Source organism: Pseudomonas putida, from assembly GCF_004357765.1.
Taxonomy (GTDB): domain Bacteria; phylum Pseudomonadota; class Gammaproteobacteria; order Pseudomonadales; family Pseudomonadaceae; genus Aquipseudomonas; species Aquipseudomonas putida_U.
Genome location: NZ_SMTE01000022.1, coordinates 21,887 through 41,073, shown reverse-complemented (window position 1 = coordinate 41,073; position 19,187 = coordinate 21,887). Strand labels below are relative to the sequence as shown.

Below are 19,187 nucleotides of genomic sequence, written 5' to 3'. Positions count from 1 at the left end.
CCTGCAGTGCAGGCTCGTTCGCTTACACCTGCTGGCGCTTGAGTTTGTTCACGACCACGCTGCCTTTGACCTTCACTTCCTCGGCTGTGTCGGTATCGACCACGAACTCGAAGTTGGTCTTGAACAGGCCAGTGCTCTCGTTCCACTCGGTGTCATGGATCAGGCCGCTCTTGGCAAAACCACTGCCGCTGTCGGTATTGGACCCAAGGTAGGCGCCGGCCGGTGCTTCTTCGCCGTAGCCCATCTCATGCTTGGGCAGACCGAGGTCTTTTCGCGGCAGCCAGATGTCGACGACGTAGTAACGGCGGTCTGCATTAAATAGTGCCCAGCCTTGAATGCTGACACTTGCATGCTGGTCGCTGACGAAGACGTCGTGGTTGATCTTGAGGGTTTCGCTGCCGCCCGCCCAGGAGACTGTTGCCTCCATCTGACCGTCGACGAATGCTTGAATTTGACCGTTGCTCATGGTTGATCCTCCGTGTGTGAGCCCAGAGGATAGGAGTCGTGTCATAACTGCCACAACTGGCAGATTTACCAGGGATGTGCCCGCCCAGCGCCTGGCAATCGGCACCTCGTCAGTCGAAAAGCGCCAGGGCATTGCGTGTGCTGGCATCGGCCAGCACCTCGACATCCACCGCCATCACGCTGGCCAGCGCTGCGGCGATTTCCGGTAGATGTTCGGGGCTGTTGCGCACCCCAGGAAACATGGCCGGTGCCATGTCGGGGGCATCCGTTTCCAGCACCACGCTGTCCAGCGGTAGTCGGGCGATGGTCTTGCGCAGGCGCAGCGCCTGCGGCCAGGTCGCGGCACCGCCCAGGCCAAGCTTGAAGCCCAGCCTGATGTACTCACGGGCTTCTTCGTAACTGCCGGCGAAGGCGTGGATCACGCCAGCGCGGCTTGGCTTGTAGCGCTTGAGCGTGGCGATGACCTGGGCATGGCTGCGGCGCACGTGCAGCAATGCCGGCAGTTGGAAGTCGCATGCCATCTGCAGTTGGGCTTCGAACAGGTCCTGTTGGCGTTGGCGGTCCAGGGTCTCGACGTAGTAGTCCAGGCCGAACTCGCCCACGGCGCACAGGCGCCGGTCGCCGCGCAGGCGTTCGAGCCATTGGCGCAACTCGAGCACATGCTCGGGACGATGTTGGTCAAGGTAGATAGGGTGCAGGCCCAGAGCGGCGACCAGGCGTCGATCGGCACAGGCCAGGTCCCAGACCCGCTGGAAATTACCCTGGAAGACACCCAGCACCACCATGCGCTCCACCCCGCGCGCCGCCGCGTTGTCCAGCAAGCGCGTGCGGTCGGCGTCGAAGTCGGGGAAGTCGAGGTGGGTGTGGGTGTCGATCAGGCGCATGCTCAGGCCTTGGCGATACGTTGCTTGAACGTTCGACCGATGGCATGCACACCCGGTTCGTAGCGTTTTTCCTCGATTGCCGCCAGGGCCAGCTCCAGGGCCGTGGCGGCGATCTGCGCGTGCTGCTGGGCCATGGCGTTCACCGGCAGGGGCAGGAAGTCGAGCAACTGGTTGTCACCAAAAGTGCCCAACTGCAGCTGGCGCTCGCCAGCCGGGCGCGCTTGCAAGGCGTCGAACACCCCTTGCAACAGCACATAGGAGGTGGTCACCAAGGCATCTGGGAGGCCGCCCAATTCATCGATCAGCCGCTGCATCAGACGCTGGCCGCACTCACGGCTGAAGGCTTCGCCCTGATAGCGCCGCACGTCCAGTTCTTTGCCCTCCAGGGCCTGGTCGAAGCCACCGGCGCGGGCCTGGCTGACTGACAGTTCCGGTCGCGCGCCGATCAACGCGATGCTGCGTGGTGCGGTGTTCAGCAGGCTTTCGGTCAGTTGCCGGCTGGCATCGAGGTCGTCGCTGATCACCGAACAGAAGTGCGCCGGATCCAGGCGCCGGTCGATGGCGATCACCGGCAGGCCCTTGTCCTGCAGTTCGCGGTAGCTGTCGTCCTGTGCTGGCAGGCAACTGGCGACGAACAGTGCATCGCAACGCCGGGCACGGAACAGCTGCTGCAACTGGCGTTCGCTGTCGGGCTGGTCATCGCTGCTGGCGATCAGTAATTGGTAACCCCGGGCGCGGGCGCCTTGTTCGAGCTGCTTGGCGATGCGCGCATAGCTCGGGTTCTCCAGATCCGGGAGAATGAAGCCCAAGGTCCGCGTGTGGCGGCTGCGCAGGCCGGCGGCTTGGGGGTTGGGCGTGAAGCCATGGGCCTCGACCACGGCCCGCACGCGCTCGACAGTGCTGTTGCTGATGCGCTGCTGTTCGGCCTTGCCATTGATGACGTAACTGGCAGTGGTCACGGACACACCGGCCAGACGGGCGATATCGCTGAGTTTCACCGAGTTTTCCTTGTTGTTACCGGGGCTGGCGGCGAGCCCTGACCGGGTAGTTTGACCCAGTCGATGCACCCCGCGCAGGCGACCATTGTCGCAATTGTCCGACAGGATGGGGCTTTTTCGTCGGAAGATTATCGAGTACCGTGACCACCTGATCAGATTAAACGTTTCAGCAGGCTTTTTTCTGCCGCCAAGACAGCCTGCTAACGGCCATCCTACTGGCCATTCGCCTGAAATTCACAACAATACCTCAGTACCCGACCTGGGGCTGGAAAAGGAGAAGGTCATGCTCGAGCTCGCCAAGGAGCAGATCGCCATGGGCCAGTCGGCCACCGACAAGGCTGAGGCGTTGCGCCTGATGGCCGCACGCCTGGTCGCCGATGGCCTGGTGGCCGACGGTTACCTGGAGGGGCTGCAGGCCCGTGAGGCACAAGGTTCGACGTTCCTTGGCCAGGGCATCGCCATTCCCCATGGCACGCCACAGACTCGCGACCTGGTGTATGCCACCGGCGTCCGTCTGCTGCAGTTTCCCGAAGGTGTGGACTGGGGCGACGGCCAGATCGTCTACCTGGCGATCGGCATCGCCGCGCGCTCCGACGAACATCTGCGGCTCCTGCAGTTGCTCACCCGAGCCCTGGGCGAAACCGACCTGGCCGAAGCGCTGCGCCGGGCGACGTCTGCCGAGGCGCTGCTCAAGTTGCTGCAGGGCGCGCCCCAGGCGCTAGCCCTGGACGCCCAGCTGGTGGGGCTGAACCTGCCGGCCGAGGATTTCGATGAGCTGGCCTGGCGCGGCGCACGCCTTTTGCAACGCGCCGGTTGCGTCGACCCAGGCTTTGCCGCCGTGTTGCAGCAGGCCGAGCCGCTGCCGCTGGGCGAAGGCCTGTGGTGGTTGAACAGCGAACGCCAGGTCCGCCAGCCGGGACTGGCCTTCCTCACTCCGCAGCAGCCCTTGCGATACCGCGATCAGCCGCTCAACGGCCTGTTCTGCCTGGCCAGCCTCGGTGCTGGCCACCAGGCGTTGCTCGAGCGCCTGTGCGAGGTGCTGATCGAAGGCCGTGGGCAAATGCTCTACCAGGCAACCAGCAGCCGTGCCGTGCTCGAAGTCTTGGGCGCCGACGCGCCGAGCGACTGGCCAAGCGTGCGCCAGGTGTTGGCCAACGCCCATGGCCTGCATGCCCGTCCGGCCAAGGTGCTGGCCCAGTTGGCCAAGGGATTCGACGGTGAGATCCGTGTACGCCTGGTCGACAGCGGCCAGCCGGCGGTCTCGGTGAAGAGTCTGAGCAAGCTGCTCGGCCTCGGTGCCCGACGGGGCCAGGTACTCGAGCTGGTGGCCGAGCCCTCGGTTGCCGAGCAGGCGCTGCCGATGTTGCAGGCTGCCATCGAGCAAGGCCTGGGCGAGGAAGTCGAGCCCTTGCCGACCGCCGCCGAGCCCGAGCCAAGCCTGCCTGACGCCGACCCCGTAGCGCCGTTGCCGGGCAGCCTGATCCAGGCGGTCGGCGCGGCCCCGGGCATCGCCTGCGGCCCGGCGTTGGTCTGCGTCGAAAAGGCCACCGACTACCCGCTGCGCGGTGAGTCTCCTGCTCAGGAACGCCTCAAGCTACGCGAGGCGCTGACGGCGGTGCACGACGAACTCGATGCCTTGGTGCAGCGCAGTGACAAGGCGATTGGCGAGATTTTCATTACCCATCAAGAGATGCTCGCCGACCCGGCCCTGGCCGATGACGCCGAGCAGCGCCTGGCCCAGGGAGAAAGTGCCGCAGCGGCCTGGATGAGCGTGATCGAAGCGGCGGCTCGGCAACAGGAGGCGTTGCACGACGCGCTGCTGGCCGAGCGCGCTGCCGACCTGCGCGACATCGGCCGACGGGTCCTGGCTCAGCTGTGTGGTGTGCAGGACCAGGCCGAACCCGAGCAACCTTATGTGCTGGTGATGGCCGAAGTCGGCCCGTCCGATGTCGCTCGCCTGGATCCGGCGCGGGTCACAGGCATCGTCACCGCCTACGGCGGTGCCACTGCGCATAGCGCCATTGTCGCCCGAGCCCTGGGTATTCCCGCCGTGGTCGGGGCCGGGCCTGAGATCCTGCTGCTCGACAGCGACACGCCGTTGTTGCTCGACGGCCAGCGCGGGCAGGTACAGGTCGCGCCTTCGGCCGATGTGCTGGAGCGTGCCCTGGCCGAGCGCGAACTGCGTGAACGACGCTTGCAGGCGGCCTGGGCCAACCGCCACGAGCCAGCCGTGACCCGCGACGGCCATGCCGTCGAAGTATTCGCCAACATCGGCGACAGCAGCGTCATCGACAAGGTGGTCGAGCAGGGCGCCGAAGGTATTGGCCTGCTGCGTACCGAACTGATCTTCATGGCCCACTCCCAGGCCCCGGACGTGGCTACCCAGGAAGCCGAGTACCGCCGCGTGCTCGACGGCTTGGCGGGCCGGCCGCTGGTGGTGCGCACCCTCGATGTGGGCGGCGACAAGCCATTGCCGTACTGGCCCATCGCTGCGGAAGACAATCCCTTCCTTGGCGTGCGCGGCGTGCGCCTGACCCTGCAACGCCCGCAGATCATGGAAGACCAACTACGCGCCCTGCTGCGCGCTGCCGACCGGCGTCCGCTGCGGATCATGTTCCCGATGGTCGGACAGGTGCACGAGTGGCGTCAGGCGCGGGCCATGGTCGAGCGCCTGCGCGACGAAATCCCGGTCGCCGACCTGCAACTCGGCATCATGGTCGAGGTACCGTCGGCTGCGTTGCTGGCGTCGCAACTGGCCCAGGAAGTCGACTTCTTCAGCATCGGCACCAACGACCTGACCCAGTACACCCTGGCCATCGACCGCGGCCATCCGAGCCTTTCGGCCCAGGCCGATGGCCTGCATCCGGCGGTGCTGAGCCTGATCGACATGACCGTGCGCGCTGCCCATGCCCACGGCAAGTGGGTCGGTGTGTGCGGCGAGCTGGCCGCCGACCCGCAAGCGGTGGCGGTGCTGCTCGGCCTGGACGTCGATGAACTGAGCGTTGCCGCCCCGAGCATCGCTGAAGTCAAGGCCTTGGTTCGCCAGGCCGATCACCAGACGGCCCGCGCCCTGGCGCGCGAGGCCCTGCAACAAGACAGCGCCGCGGCGGTTCGCGCGCTGGTGGAGCGCTTCTGACATGGCCAAGATTCTCACCCTGACCCTCAACCCGGCGCTGGATATCACCATCGGCCTGGACACCCTGCGCGCTGGGGCGGTCAACCGTGCCCTGGCCCAGCACAGCCATGCCGCCGGCAAGGGCCTGAACGTCGCCCAGGTGCTGGCCGACCTGGGGCACAGCGTCACCGTCGCGGGCTTTCTCGGCCAGGACAATCTGCAACCGTTCGAAGACTTGATCGCCTGGCGCGGTTTCGCCGATTGCTTCGTGCGAGTGCCCGGCGAGAGCCGCAGCAACATCAAGCTGGTCGAGGCCGATGGGCGGGTCACCGATATCAATGGCCCGGGACCGGAAGTCGACGAAGCCGCGTGCAGTGCGCTGATGCGGCGGTTGCTGCAGGTGGCGCCCGGGCATGCGGCGGTGGTGGTGGCCGGCAGTCTGCCTCGCGGCATCAGTGCGCAGTGGTTCGGCCAGTTGCTCGCTCAACTCAAGGGCCTGGGCCTCAAGGTCGCCCTCGACAGCAGCGGCCAGGCGCTGAAAGCCGGGCTCGACAGCGTGCCTTGGCTGGTCAAGCCCAATACCGAGGAGCTGGGCGATCTGCTCGGCGTGCAGGTGCATGGCCCGGCGGAGCAGCGCGGTGCGGCCGAGCAGTTGCTGGCCCAGGGCATCGAGCATGTGGTGGTGTCCGATGGCGAGAAAGGCGTGTGCTGGTTTGCCGCCGACCTTGCCCTGCAGGCCCTGCCGCCCCGGGTGCAGGTCGCCAGCACCGTGGGAGCGGGCGACTCGCTTGTGGCAGGCATGGTCCATGGCCTGTTGCAGGCCGAGCCTGCGGCACAGACCTTGCGCCGGGCCACGGCGATCGCCGCGCAGGCGGTCAGCCAGGTCGGCTTCGGCATCCGTGACCGCGAGCAACTGGCCCGCTTCGAAACCCAGGTGCGCCTGACAGAACAACAAGAGGGTTGCCGATGAACATCGCCATCGTTACCGCCTGCCCCAACGGTCAGGTGTCCAGTATTCTCAGTGCCCGTCTGCTGGCAGCGGCAGCGCAGCGACGTGGATGGCGGACCTGTGTCGAAGTGCAGGATGCCGAGCATCCCGAGCGCCAGTTGAGCGCGACGCAGATCGCCGATGCCGACTGGGTGTTGGTGGTCGGCACCGGCCCGGTGGCACTGGATCGCTTCGTTGGCAAGCGCGTCTATCAGAGCACACCGGCCCAGGCACTGGCCGACCGCGAAGGTTTTCTCGACGAGGCCGCGCAGGGCGCGACGTTGCTCGAGGCGGTGCCGGCCCAGGCACAAGAGCCACTGCCCGAGGCCCGGACACGCATCGTCGCGGTCACGGCTTGCCCCACGGGGGTCGCGCACACCTTCATGGCCGCCGAGGCCCTGCAGCAAGCGGCCGAACAATTGGGCTACACCTTGAACGTCGAGACTCAGGGTTCGGTCGGCGCACGCAATCCGCTGTCGGCCCAGGCCATCGATGAGGCCGATGTGGTGCTGCTCGCCGCCGACATCGAGGTGCCCACCGCCCGTTTCGCCGGCAAGCGCATCTACCGCTGCGGCACCGGCATTGCCCTCAAACAGCCCGGCGCGACCCTGGACAAGGCCTTGCGCGAGGCCAAGCAGGAAGGCGCCAACGATGCCGCTGCCGCGCCTGGCTCCGCCCAGGCCGAGAAAACCGGGGTGTACAAGCATCTGCTGACCGGCGTGTCGTTCATGTTGCCGATGGTGGTGGCCGGTGGCTTGCTGATCGCGTTGTCGTTCGTGTTCGGCATCGAGGCTTACAAGGAGCCGAACACCTTGCCCGCGGCATTGATGCAGATCGGTGGAGAGGCGGCGTTCAAACTGATGGTGCCGCTGCTGGCGGGCTACATCGCCTGGTCGATCGCCGACCGTCCAGGCCTCGCGCCGGGGATGATCGGTGGACTGTTGGCCAGCACCTTGGGCGCAGGTTTCATCGGCGGTATCGTCGCCGGCTTCCTGGCCGGTTACAGCGCCAAAGCGATTGCCCGTTGGGTGCGACTGCCGAGCAGCCTGGAGGCACTGAAACCGATCCTCATCATTCCGCTGCTTGCCAGCCTGTTCACCGGGCTGGTGATGATCTACGTGGTCGGTCAGCCGGTGGCGGCGATGCTGGTCGGGTTGACGCATTTCCTCGACAGCATGGGCACCACCAACGCCATCCTTCTCGGCCTGTTGCTGGGCGGGATGATGTGCGTCGACCTGGGCGGTCCGATCAACAAGGCTGCCTACGCCTTCTCGGTCGGCCTGCTGGCGTCATCCAGCTATGCGCCGATGGCCGCTACCATGGCTGCTGGCATGGTGCCGCCAATCGGCTTGGGCATCGCCACCTTCCTGGCTCGGCGCAAGTTCGCCCAGAGCGAGCGTGAGGCGGGTAAGGCGGCCCTGGCGCTGGGTCTGTGCTTTATTTCCGAAGGGGCTATCCCGTTTGCCGCCAAGGACCCGCTGCGGGTGATTCCGGCGAGCATCGCTGGCGGCGCATTGACCGGGGCATTGTCGATGTACTTCGGCTGCAAGCTGATGGCGCCCCATGGCGGCCTGTTCGTGTTGCTCATTCCCAACGCGATCAACCACGCGCTGTTGTACCTGTTGGCGATCGTTGCCGGTAGTCTGGTGACAGCGGTGGTGTACGCGTTGATCAAGAAAGGGGAGCAGGTGGAGTTAGCGGTGGCACCGGTTAAGGGCTGAAACGATCGACTGCCTTCTATGGCCTCTTCGCGGGCAAGCCCGCTCCCACAGTGGCCACAGTTCTCTGCGCGACAGCGCAGCGCAGAAGGGCGGGGTGATCTCCCACAGGTACGGCTTCGGCTCTGGTAGCGGCTGAGGTCCTGTGGGAGCGGGCTGCCCGCGAAGATATCAGCGCTGATGTTTCTGGCGTAAGGGTATCAGCAGGTCGGCCAGGCCATTGTGGTCGACCTCGTGCATCAATGCCAACAACCCGCCCAGTTCACCTTTCGGAAATCCCTTACGGGCGAACCAGGCGAGATAGTCGCCGGGCAAATCGGCGATGACTCGACCCTGGTACTTGCCAAAGGGCATGCTCCGGGTGACCAGCAGTTCCAACATCTCGGGTTTCATCGGCGGGCCTGGTGAAGGAAAACGCCGACCATACTGCAAACTGCACGAGCACCCAAGCGGCGATCATGCAGAACGCCGCTTGGGTAGCCTCCGTAATTTTATATAACTCTTTGTTTTTCAAGAATTTTATTCTTTGTCTGGATTTGGCATGGCAACTGCAATTCTCCTGGTGACTATCACCTGCCTAGGAGTGCAAGCCATGAGCAACCCCAACCAAGACGTGATCGATGTACTGAACGATCTGATCGAGTACAGCAAGGACGGCGAGAAGGGTTTCAAGGAGTCGGCCGATGACGTCAAGAATCCTGAATTGAAAGCTTTCTTCGTGCAGCGTGCCGGTGAATGCGCCAATGCGGCCGCCGAACTTCAGAGCGAAGTCCGTCGCCTGGGTGGCGACCCGGAAACCTCGACCAGTGTCAGCGGTGACCTGCATCGTGGCTGGGTCAACCTTAAGTCGATGGTAACCGGCAAAAGCGAGGAGGCCGTGCTCAACGAAGTGGAACGTGGCGAGGACCATGCGCTGAAAGCCTACAAGGAAGCGCGGGAAAAGCTGGTCAAGCACGGCCGCACTGCTACCGATGATGCCTATGCCTTGGTCGAGCGGCAGTTACAGGGCGTGCAGCGCAACCATGACCAGGTCAAGGCCTTGCGCGACGCCGCCCGCGCCCGCTCCTAAGCGGTGGGCCCCTCTACCCGGTTACGGCCTTTGGCCTTGGCCCGGTAGGCCGCTTCGTCCGCGGCACCCAGTACGCTCGCCAGATCGTCCTGGGTGCCAGGTCTGTATAACCCGATGCCGATGCTCACTGTCACCGAGTGAGTGTCTTCACCCAAGGGCGCCAAGGCCGCGACGCTGGCGCGGATCCGCTCAGCAAGCAGCTGAGCACCGGCCAGATCGGTTTCCGGCAACACCACCTGAAACTCCTCACCTCCGTAGCGAGCCGCCAGATCGGCAGGCCGGCGAATGCAGCGTTCGATGGTCTTGGCCACCTCGCGCAGTGCATGGTCACCCCCCGCATGGCCGTGACGTTGGTTGAAAGCCTTGAAATGATCCACATCCACCATCAGTACCGCCAGCGGCTTGCGGTTGCGTTGGGCGCGTGCCCATTCCTGGCGTAGCACCTGGTCGAGGCGTCGCCGGTTAGGCAGGCCGGTGAGACTGTCAGTGGCGGCGAGGGTCGCCAGGCCTTGCTCGGCCAGTTGGCGGCGGCGCAGTTCACGGCCCAGCAGCAGCGTCAGCCAGAGGATGCCAATGCACAGTAGGCCGGTAGCCACCCCGACCAACAGGGCAGTGCGCCGCCAGGGCTGGAACACTTCGTCTCGGGCATGCACCACCAATACGATCAATGGCAGGTTGCCGACCTGGGCGAAGGTATACATGCGCTGCTCTCCGAACAATCCTGATTGCGCGGAGAAGCTGCCGGAGTGCTGGCTGAGGATACGTTTGAAGTTGGGATACGCGGCGAAATTGGACCCTAGCGGCGGATCTTGTGGGCGCATGGGTTGCCGGGCAAGCAACTGGCCGTCGGTGTTGAGCAGGTTCACACTGCTGTTTTCGCCGATTTCCAGGCGCTGGAACAGTTTGCTGAAGTAGGACAGCCGCAAGGCGCCGACTGCCACGCCAGCGAATCGGCCGTCAGCATCATCGATGCGTCGGCTGAAGCTGATACTCCACGCTTGGTTGGCCAACTGGGATTTGAACGGTGGGCCGACCAGCAGACCGAGGCCGGCATTGTGCAAATGCGCCTGGAACACGCTGCTGTCGGTGAGGTTGAGCGAGGGGGCGTCGGTGCGGGTGGAGTCGCCGACCACGTTGCCTTGTTTATCGACCCAGAGCACGTCGCCACGCTTGCGGTCGATGGCGTGGTTGAACAGCAGGTGCTGGCGCAGCACCTCGGGCATTTCCCGCAGTTCCTTGCGGCTCACCGCCCAGACCAGCTCCTGTAGAGAGTGGTCGTAGAGTTCGACGTTACGCAGGATGTCGCTCTCGATGAGCTGGACGATGTTGTTCGACGAGCGCACGGCCGACTGTTCGACGTTCACCCGTTCGCGCATCAGCAGATAACCGACGATGGCCACGATAGCGAGCACGGCGAGGCAACTGCCCACGGTAAGGATCAGCTCCGGGTGCGACCTGTAGACGGCGAAACGCGATGATCGGATGAGCATGCTCGCTAATGCGGTGGCAGGGCCTGATGCAGCGCGCGACATTTTAGGGAAGCGGGGTTTGTCTAACAAGCTCGGAAGGGGGTATCCGATGAAGTGGCGTCGCTTTTAGGGAGGTGGCGGTGGTTCCGGGTGGTTATCTGGTGTTCTACGCTGGTGCACCCATCGACCGCCGCCTGCGCGGCGTTCGATGGGTGAGGCGCTGTAGCGCTCCAGGGCGGCAAAAATGGGGCTTAGAAGATGTTCAGCGGATAGTCGACGATCACACGCAGCTCGTCGTTGTCCTTGCTCGCGTCGGCAGCCCAGTACCCTTGGCCGCCGCGATGGGTGGCGTAGCGCAGCTGCACCGACAGGTCCTTCAGCTCGCCTTCCTGGAACACGTACTTGACGTCCAGGTCGCGTTCCCAGTGCGTAGCATTCTTGCCATTGGCATTGTAGTAATAGTTGTAGTGCTGGTTGTCCTGATCAACCTTGCTCAGGTCGGCTTCACCGCGCGAGTACGACAGCGACGACGTCAGGCCAGGAATGCCGAGTCCGGCGAAGTTGTAGTCGTACTGCAGTTTCCACGAGCGCTCGTTCGGGGCGTTGAAGTCCGAATACATGCGCGAGTTGTCCAGGTACACGCTGTCGCCCTGGTTGATGTAGTCGAACGGCGTATCGCCGTTGACCCGCTGGTAGGCGGCAGTGACGCTGTGATAGCCGGCGTTGACGGTGAAGTGAACGCTGTAGGTGTTGTTGTCGATCTTGCCGAGCAGCGCCTGGCCGGTGTCCTGGGTGTGATAGAAGTGCACGCCCGGGTTGAGGCTGACCCTGTCGTTGACCACGTAGGTGTAGTCGAAGTCGGCGTAGTACTGGTTCCAGATGTCCTTGAGCTCGGACGCGTACAGGTTGGCGGTGATGTTCTCGGTGCCGCTCCACGACAGGCCTGCCCAGTTCAGGTGCTTGCTCTTGGCATTGTCGTCCAGCAGGCCGTAGAAGGTGTCGATGCGGCGGTGGCCGCTCTGGTTGTACGGCTTGGTGAAACTGACCTGGCCACCTTCGAGCAGCAGGCCGTCGACGCTGGTGTTGGTCAGGCTGAAGCCGCGGAAGGTCTGCGGCAGCATGCGCGTCTCGCCGCCGGCGATCACTGGATTGGTGAGAAACAGGTCGCCGGCCTTGAGTTCAGTGTCGAAGGCCTTGATCTTGAGCGCCGCACCAGCAGTGGAGAATGAGTGAGGGGCGGCGCCCAGTTCATCCTCGTTCTTCTGGTGGATCGGCAGGATGCTGCTGCCTGCATGGCCGCCGCCGCCGTCGAGTTTCAATCCCAGCATGGCATGGGCGTCGAGGCCAAAGCCTACGGTGCCTGGGGTGTAACCCGACTCGAAGCGCAGGACCGCGCCTTGGCCCCATTCGCGCATGTCGTGCTTGCCAGTGTTGTGGTTGTCGCGGTTGAAGTAAGCGTTACGCAGATGCAGGTTCAGCGAAGAACCCTCGATGAAGCCCTCTGCTGGGTCTTCATCTGCCTGAGCGGTGCAAGGAATAGTTGCGGATAATGCAAGGAAAAGCGGGGTGAAACGAAACGCGGAAGGCACCGGTACTAGCTCCTTTGGTCTGACGGTGTGACAGCTCTTATTTTTGAATGTGCAACTTTCTTGTTAGCAATGAGACGCTCGGAGCGCACATAAAAAAAGCCGCTGATCGGCAGCGGCTTTAAAAGGCTAACATAGGGACACCGAGGGTGCCCATGCGCTAGCGGAGGGAAAACGCAAACGCGGGTCGGCCACGCTCAGCCGTCGAGATTAGCATCTTGGCTGGTTTTAGAGGCTGTCTGTTGCGGGGCTTTTACGGCAGGTGCCTGTTGTGCGACGGCTTCACGGGCTTGTTGGTGAACCGCAGCGAGCTCGGCATTGCGGGCAACGAAAGCCGGGGATTCTTCGGCCATGGCCAGGGGCGACAACAACAGGGAAGACAGAATGAAAACGCTGGCAACACCCATACTGTTGGACATTTGTTACTTACCTTCTTGCGATGCAAGTGCTATGAGGACAGGGACTAAGTTAATCGCTCCCAGCCCGGGGAAACAGCACCCGACGCGATAAGCACTATTGCGCAAAAGGTAACTATAACGCGGCGAACGACCGCAAAAGCGCGGGATTGTCCCGTGCTAGAGCCTCTGGCGATGGTTTGCCGAACTATGACTTGCTGACGTCGACCTTGAGGTCCCACTCGCTGACCGCGGCCACATTCTTCTCGCGGTCGTACAGGCACAGCTCGGTGCCTCGCTTGCCGTTCATGTGTTTCTGAGGGTACATCCCCTCGATCAGCAATGCGCTGATGCCGACCTGGTCGTCGAAGTCGGCGAATGTGCTGAGGACGTAGGCGCCTTTGAGTTGGCTGGCCTTGAGGCAAGCATCGATCACTGTCTTGCGATAGTCGGCCCAGGCTTGGTTGCTGGACGCTTGAGCGACGCCACTGAACAACGCACAGGAAATCAGGAGAGAACTAAGAAACTTCATACGCGATTCCGGCAAAAGGCATGCGAGGGGCGCGAATTATGCCCGAGACACCCCTGGCCCTGAGCCAGGGAGTTTGTCGCTGAATATAACAGCGGCTCGGCAGGTGCCTCACCTGTCAATTATGACAGGGTAGTCAACGCTCGCTGAACACCACGGCGCGGGCGGCCACCACCAGGCAATCGGTGAGTTCCGGCGATGAAAACTTGGTGAGAATGGCATTGGCCCCGGCCTGCCTGGCCTTCTCGCCGCTCATGGTGCTGTCCAGCGAGGTATGCAGCAGCACGTACAGGTGCTGGAAATCCGGGGTTTCACGCAGGGTGCGGGTGAACGCGAAACCATCCATTTCCGACATTTCGATATCGGAGACGACGATATTGATTTCCTGTGCGGTGCCTTGCAGTTCCAGCAGTACGTTGATCGCGTCCTTGGCACTGCGGGCGGTGTGGCAGTCGATGCCGAGGTTGCGCAATGTGTGCACCGATTGCTGCAAGGCGACCTGGCTGTCATCGACTACCAGAATATTGGCGGCAGCCAGAAGGCTGGCATCTTCTTCTCCGAGCGCACCGGGGTGGGCTTCGGGAGGGGGCGGGGTAATGGCGTGGATGACCTTTTCGATGTCCAGTACCTGCACCAGGGTGTTGTCCACCCGGGTCACGCCGGTGATGAACGAGCGGCTGCCGGAGCCGAACGGTGGCGGTTTGATGTCGGTGCTCAGGCAATGAACGATGCGGCTCACGGCCTGGACGTGTAAGCCCTGGCGTGAGCGGCTGATCTCAGTGACGATCAGGCAACCGCCGTCCGGATCGGCCAGCGGGCGTTCGCCAATGGCGCGTGACAGGTCGATCACCGATAGCGAGTTACCGCGCAGGGTGGCCACGCCCTTGACGTGCGGATGTGCCTCCGGCAGCCGGGTCAGAGGCGGGCAAGGGATGATTTCGCTCACCTTGAGCAGATTGATTGCCATCAGCTTGCCGCTGCGCAATGTGAACAGCAGCAGCGACAGAGAGTCTGCGCGGGCATTTTGCGTGGGCATGGTGACCTTCGTGGGAGTCGGGGAATAAAGGGTTATCGGCCTGGATCGGGTGGGCTTTAGGCTTGTGCGCGGGGAGTGCGCTGGGGAGTTATGGGGTTGCAGATATCGAGCGCCCCCACAACCCCCACCCCATCCGCTACCGCTCGCGCAGCGCCTCCCTGGCCCGGTTCAATGGCTTGATCAGGTAATCAAGAATGGTCTTCTCGCCAGTACGGATATCTACCGTGGCGACCATCCCTGGGACGATCGAAAAGCGTTTGCCGGCCTTGTTCTGCAGGCTGTCCTGTTCGGTGCGGATGAACACTCGGTAGTAGTAGATTTCCGGCTTCACTTCGTCCTGCAGGGTATCGGGCGAGATCCCCACCACCTTGCCATCCAGACCACCGTACACCGAATAGTCGTAGGCACTGATCTTCACCTTGGCCGCCTGATCGGGATGGATGAAGGCGATGTCGCGGGGGGCGATGCGGGTTTCGATCAGCAGGCGCTCGTCCATCGGTACGATCTTCATCACCTGGCCACCGGGTTGCACCACCCCGCCCAGGGTGTTGACTTCGATGTCCTTGACGATGCCGCGCACTGGCGAGCGCAGGGTCAAGCGCGTCAGCGAATCGCTGCGCCCGCGGATCACCTCGGCCAGACTGTCGGCCTCGGCACTGGCTTTGGCCAGGTCTTCGCGGGCGCGCACCATGTAGTCGGAGCGGGCTTCGTTGGCCTTGAGCTCCAACTCCGAGCGTTGGCGGTTCAGGCGGATCACCTCGACCCGGCTCGAAGCTCCCATCTTGGCCAGGTTCTCGGTGATCTGCAGCTCGCTGCGCACCAGCCGCAACGAGTCCTCGATGCCGGCAAGGGTCTGTTCCAAGCCGCGACGACGAGTCTGGTACAGGGCGGTTTCGGTCTCGATCAGCTCGGGTGAATCGCGCAGGCTGTCGGGAAAGCTCAGCGGCTTGCCGGTGACTTCGGCGCGCAGGCGCGCCACGCTGGCCGTGGCAGCGCGATACTTGGCCTCGCTTTCGCCCACGCTGGAGGCGGTCTTGGTCGGATCGAGCTGGGCGAGGACCTGGCCGCGCTCGACCAGGTCGCCCTCGGCCACGTTCATCTCGGCGACGATGCCGCCTTCGAACGACTGGATCACCTGTTCGCGGGAACTGGGTATCACCTTGCCGGTGCCGGTGGACACCTCGGTCACCTCGAACCAGGCGGCCCAGCCCAGAAATGCGGCGAGCATGACAGCGCAGATGCTGATGATGCGACCGGCACGCAACACCGCCTGGTCGTCCTGGCCATCGAGGTACGAGGCGGGTAGTTCGTGGTTGCTCATGCCTGGCCTCCTTGCAGCTTGGCCAACGCGGCATCGCGCAGGTCATCGACGACGATGCGCCCACCATCGAGCACGATGATCCGGTCCACCCGTTGCAACACGCTGAGGCGATGGGTGGCGATCACCAGGGTCCGTCCCTGGCAGAAGCGTTCGAGGTTATCGAGCAGCTTGCGCTCGGTCATGTCGTCCAGCGACGCGGTGGGCTCGTCCAGCAGCAGCACCTGCGGTTGGCGGACCAGCAGACGTGACAGCACCAGGGCCTGACGCTGTCCGCCGGACAAGCCCAGGCCACCTTCGAGGATCAGATGGTCCATGCCTTTGGGCAGGCGCCGCACGAAGTCCAGGGCACCGGTAGCGGCCAACGCTGCGACCAGTTCCTGATCGCTGGCCTGGCCAGCACCAAGGGTGAGGTTTTCCCGCAAGGTGCCATGGAACAGACGGGCATATTGCGGTAGCAGGCCGACGTCGCGGCGCAGGTCGGCTGGGTCGAGGTGGGCCAGGGCGATACCGTCCAGGGTGACGTCACCTTCCACCAGGTCCATGGCGCCGCCCAGGGCTTGCAACAGGGTCGACTTGCCGGCGCCGTTGCGCCCCAGCACGGCAATGCGTTCGCCCGGCTTGATGTCCAGTTGGCCGATGCTCAGCACCGGCGGGGTTTCTTCGCTGTAGCGGAAATTGGCCTGGCGCAGCGCATACTCGCCACGAATCGCCGGCAGGTGCACGCGGGCCTCGCCCTCGGGATGATCGACCGGTGACTGCATGAGCTTGTCCAGCCCTTGCAAGGCTACCTTGGCCTGTTGCCAACGGGTCAGCACGTGGGTCAGCTGCGCCAGCGGCGCCATCATCCGTGACGACAGCATAGAGGCGGCTACCAGGCTACCGGTGGTCAGATCACCGGCGATGACCATCGGCGCGCCAATCACGATCACCACGGCGAACACTGCCCCCTGGACGTTCTGGGTCCAGGTCACCAAGCCGTTGGTGAGGGTGCGAAGGCGCAGGTTGGTGTGTGCGCAGGCCGCGTTGTACTGGTTCCACTGGCGCTCGAAACGCGCTTCGGCCTGCAGCGCCTTGATTTCGTCCAGGCCCTGGATGCTCTCCACCAACATGGCGTTGCGCAGCGCCGACTCGCGCATCGACGCGTTGGCCAGGCGCGCCAGGCGCCGCTGCGCCAGCAGCCCAGGCAGGATCATGGCCAGCAACGCCACGACCGGGATCAGGACCAGCACCCCACCGATCAGCCAGAATACGAACAGGAACAGCAGGAAGAACGGCAGGTCGGCCAGGGCCGTGGCGGTGCTCGAGGTGATCAGGTCGCGGATCGACTCCAGCTCGCGCAATTGCGAGATGAACGAGCCCGTGGACTTCGGACGCACCGAGTTGCGCAGGCGCAGGGCATGGCCATAGACCAGGTCGGAGACGCGCAGGTCGGCACGTTTGCCGAGCAGATCGGTGACCTTCAGGCGCAGCAGGCGCATGCTGAAGTCGAACACCAACGCCAGCACCACGCCACCGAACAGCACGTACAGGGTCGGCAGCGACTCGGCGGGAATCACCCGATCGTAGACCTGCATTGAAAACAGCACGCCAGCCAGGGCCAGCACGTTGGCCACCAAGGATGCGACCATCACCTGGCCATAGGGGCGCAGATCGCGCAACACGATGCGGGCGAACCAATGGCGGTCGTAGGGCGCGGTGTAGTCGTCGGTGCGCACGTCGCGCAGCGGGCGTGCCGGACGCATCAACGCCACGCGCACGATACGTCCTTCCAGTGCCTGGCGAGGCAGGCGCGAGGTCAGGCCCTGGTCGCCGGCGAAGACCACGGCCAGTTCGTTTTCTTCGGTGACTGCCTCGACGCTGGCCAGCTGTCCATCGTCCAGCTCCAATACCAGCGGCGTGCGCCATTGGCGCAGCGCTTTGGCCTCATAGCGCACGAAGCGCAGGGTGAGGCCGGCCTGGCGGGCCATGTGCCGAAGGATTTCGTCCAATGGACGGGCGTCCTCGACTGCGGCCAGGCGGATACGCTGGGGCGACACATCGAGGCGGTAGTGGTGAGCGACCTGCAGCATCACTTCCAGCCACGGCCCGAGATCGGGACGTTCGGCCAGCAGGTGCTCGGCGCTCGGCGCCTGTGCGGCCTGGGCCAGTTTGACGGTATCGTTCATGGCTCGATCTCCACACCTTGCAGGTTGCGCCCTTCGAGCCCGAAGGCGGTGCGCAGGGCCCCGGTGTTGTAAAGGCAGTCGACATCCAGGCGCAGCAGATCGGAACGCGTGCCGGCGAGGTCGAAGCGGGACTGGTAGATTTCCTGTTCGGCGTTGAGCAGGTCGAGCAGCGGCCGGGTGCCCAGGTCAAGGTATTGCCGGCCATAGAGTACGCGGGCTTCCTGGATGCTCACCTGGCGCGCTTCCAGCGAGCGCAGGCGTCGCCCGAGGCCGGAGGTCTGCGCCATGGCCTCGGCCAAGCCGCGTCGCGCCTGCAGGCGAGCGGCATCTTCGGCGGAGTCGGCGCTGCTCAGGGCATGGCCGGCGGCCCGCGCTCGGGCATTGATGGCGCCACCCTGGTAGATCGGCACCTCCAGATTCAGATAGATACCGGCCTGGGTACGATCGAGGCGGCGGTTGTCGCGATCATAGTCGTTGTCCAGGTAATGGTTGACCTGCGGCTGCAGCGACAGGGTGGGGTAGGCCTCGGCCTTGGCCTGGGCCAGTTCGGCCTTGGACTGGGCGCGCTGGGCAAGGGCCATGAGCACGGCCGGCAGGCGGTCGTCGCCGGCGGCCGGACGTTTGCAGGCGCCGCCCAGCTCCGGTGGGGCTTCCTCGGCCAGGGCCGGAGGGGTGACCCGCCCAAGCAGGGCCGCCAGGGTCGAGCGCCAGCGTTCGTACTGCGCCTGGTACTCTTCCAGAGTGGCGCGTGCGGCTTCGACGCGGGACTCGGCCTGGACCCTGTCGCTGCGAGTGCTGGCGCCCATGTCGCTGCGCTGCCGGGCCATGCCGGCGATCTCGCCGACGCCACGGATCTGCTCGCGAGCGATCACCATCAGCTGTTCGTAGCGCCGGGTTTCGATCCAGGCGTAGGCGGTATCGCGGGCCAGTTCGTCGATCACCAGCAGAATGTTGGCCTGGGCCCGGGCAGCAGCGGCACGTGCAGCATCCACCGCACTGTCGACTTTGCCGAAATCATAGAGCATCTGTTTGAGCGACAGATTCAGCGCCTGGCTGCCGCGGTCACTGCCGTTGCCGGTGTCGTAGCCGGCACGCAGGCCGCCACTCAACTGCGGATAATAGCCAGCGCGGGCGACGGTGATGCCTTCGCCTTGCTTGTAGAGATTGCCGATGGCTTCGGCAACGCTCGGGTGCCACTGCGCGGCGGCAAGCACCGCCTCGGCCAGACCCAGGCGGTCACCATGGTCGGCGGCCTGTCCTGAGGGTGGACGGGCCGGGACGGCATCGGGCGCGTCGCGTAGCAGCGAAGGCCCGATGGTGCGCAGTTGTGGGTCGATGTCATCATCTGCCGTTGCCGGCAGGCTCAAGGTGGAACTGAGGGCCAGGAGCCCGCAGGCTCCCAGCAACAGCGGTGACAGCGGATTGCTTCGCTTCACATCATTCCCTTAC

General features: G+C 64.3%; 16 protein-coding genes. 4 read left to right on the top strand and 12 right to left on the bottom strand.

The genetic code is table 11. From position 1 onward, the window contains the following. Positions 1–22: 22 nt before the first annotated feature. The 3 genes from E2H86_RS24575 to cra all read right to left on the bottom strand — a co-directional run bounded on the left by E2H86_RS24575 (position 23) and on the right by cra (position 2,347). Positions 23–466 (bottom strand): hypothetical protein, encoded by a 444-nt coding sequence (locus tag E2H86_RS24575; RefSeq protein ID WP_133332103.1) that lies wholly within the window; start codon positions 464–466, stop codon positions 23–25. Positions 467–575: 109 nt separating this feature from the next. Continuing rightward, positions 576–1,349 (bottom strand): TatD family hydrolase, encoded by a 774-nt coding sequence (locus E2H86_RS24570; protein ID WP_133332102.1) that lies wholly within the window; start codon positions 1,347–1,349, stop codon positions 576–578. A gap of 2 nt (positions 1,350–1,351) precedes the next feature. Further along, on the bottom strand, positions 1,352–2,347 hold the full coding sequence (gene cra, locus E2H86_RS24565; RefSeq protein ID WP_133332101.1) for a catabolite repressor/activator: 996 nt from the start codon (positions 2,345–2,347) through the stop codon (positions 1,352–1,354). A 283-nt stretch (positions 2,348–2,630) separates the two neighbouring features. Between cra and ptsP the strand changes: the two genes are divergently transcribed. Genes ptsP through E2H86_RS24550 form a run of 3 tightly spaced genes read left to right on the top strand, consistent with a single transcriptional unit; the run spans position 2,631 to position 8,171 of the window. Continuing rightward, positions 2,631–5,483, top strand: coding sequence for a phosphoenolpyruvate--protein phosphotransferase (ptsP, locus tag E2H86_RS24560; RefSeq protein ID WP_133332100.1), 2,853 nt, complete (start codon positions 2,631–2,633; stop codon positions 5,481–5,483). Between the two features lies 1 nt (position 5,484). Then, positions 5,485–6,432, top strand: coding sequence for a 1-phosphofructokinase (gene pfkB, locus E2H86_RS24555; protein ID WP_133332099.1), 948 nt, complete (start codon positions 5,485–5,487; stop codon positions 6,430–6,432). Then, on the top strand, positions 6,429–8,171 hold the full coding sequence (locus E2H86_RS24550) for a PTS fructose-like transporter subunit IIB (protein ID WP_133332098.1): 1,743 nt from the start codon (positions 6,429–6,431) through the stop codon (positions 8,169–8,171). The genes pfkB and E2H86_RS24550 overlap by 4 nt, the downstream gene beginning before the upstream one ends. 168 nt (positions 8,172–8,339) lie before the next feature. Here E2H86_RS24550 and E2H86_RS24545 read toward each other — a convergent pair whose 3' ends face one another. Then, entirely contained in the window at positions 8,340–8,561 is a 222-nt protein-coding gene (locus E2H86_RS24545; RefSeq protein WP_133332097.1) for a DUF3820 family protein, read from the bottom strand. Positions 8,562–8,760: 199 nt separating this feature from the next. Here E2H86_RS24545 and E2H86_RS24540 point away from each other — a divergent pair, with 199 nt between their 5' ends. Beyond that, on the top strand, positions 8,761–9,237 hold the full coding sequence (locus E2H86_RS24540) for a ferritin-like domain-containing protein (protein WP_133332096.1): 477 nt from the start codon (positions 8,761–8,763) through the stop codon (positions 9,235–9,237). On the opposite strand, the gene E2H86_RS24535 is transcribed toward E2H86_RS24540, so the two are convergent. The 8 genes from E2H86_RS24535 to E2H86_RS24500 all read right to left on the bottom strand — a co-directional run bounded on the left by E2H86_RS24535 (position 9,234) and on the right by E2H86_RS24500 (position 19,174). Beyond that, a complete protein-coding gene (locus tag E2H86_RS24535; protein WP_133332095.1) occupies positions 9,234–10,727 on the bottom strand; it encodes a GGDEF domain-containing protein in 1,494 nt (497 codons plus the stop codon). The genes E2H86_RS24540 and E2H86_RS24535 overlap by 4 nt on opposite strands. A gap of 230 nt (positions 10,728–10,957) precedes the next feature. After that, complete coding sequence (locus E2H86_RS24530) at positions 10,958–12,295, bottom strand: OprD family porin (protein WP_133332094.1); 1,338 nt, start codon at positions 12,293–12,295, stop codon at positions 10,958–10,960. A gap of 194 nt (positions 12,296–12,489) precedes the next feature. Next, positions 12,490–12,711, bottom strand: a complete 222-nt coding sequence (locus E2H86_RS24525) for a hypothetical protein (protein WP_133332093.1) — start codon at positions 12,709–12,711, stop codon at positions 12,490–12,492. 184 nt (positions 12,712–12,895) lie between these two features. Continuing rightward, complete coding sequence (locus tag E2H86_RS24520; protein WP_133332092.1) at positions 12,896–13,219, bottom strand: hypothetical protein; 324 nt, start codon at positions 13,217–13,219, stop codon at positions 12,896–12,898. Positions 13,220–13,352: 133 nt separating this feature from the next. Beyond that, complete coding sequence (locus tag E2H86_RS24515) at positions 13,353–14,252, bottom strand: chemotaxis protein (protein ID WP_133332091.1); 900 nt, start codon at positions 14,250–14,252, stop codon at positions 13,353–13,355. A gap of 136 nt (positions 14,253–14,388) precedes the next feature. Beyond that, positions 14,389–15,573: an HlyD family type I secretion periplasmic adaptor subunit gene (locus E2H86_RS24510; protein ID WP_133332090.1), complete on the bottom strand. Its 1,185-nt coding sequence runs from the start codon at positions 15,571–15,573 to the stop codon at positions 14,389–14,391. Beyond that, positions 15,570–17,738 (bottom strand): type I secretion system permease/ATPase, encoded by a 2,169-nt coding sequence (locus E2H86_RS24505; RefSeq protein ID WP_133332089.1) that lies wholly within the window; start codon positions 17,736–17,738, stop codon positions 15,570–15,572. Before E2H86_RS24505 ends, E2H86_RS24510 begins: the two co-directional genes overlap by 4 nt. Further along, positions 17,735–19,174 (bottom strand): TolC family outer membrane protein, encoded by a 1,440-nt coding sequence (locus tag E2H86_RS24500; RefSeq protein ID WP_133332088.1) that lies wholly within the window; start codon positions 19,172–19,174, stop codon positions 17,735–17,737. The genes E2H86_RS24505 and E2H86_RS24500 overlap by 4 nt, the downstream gene beginning before the upstream one ends. Between the last annotated feature and the right edge of the window lie 13 nt (positions 19,175–19,187).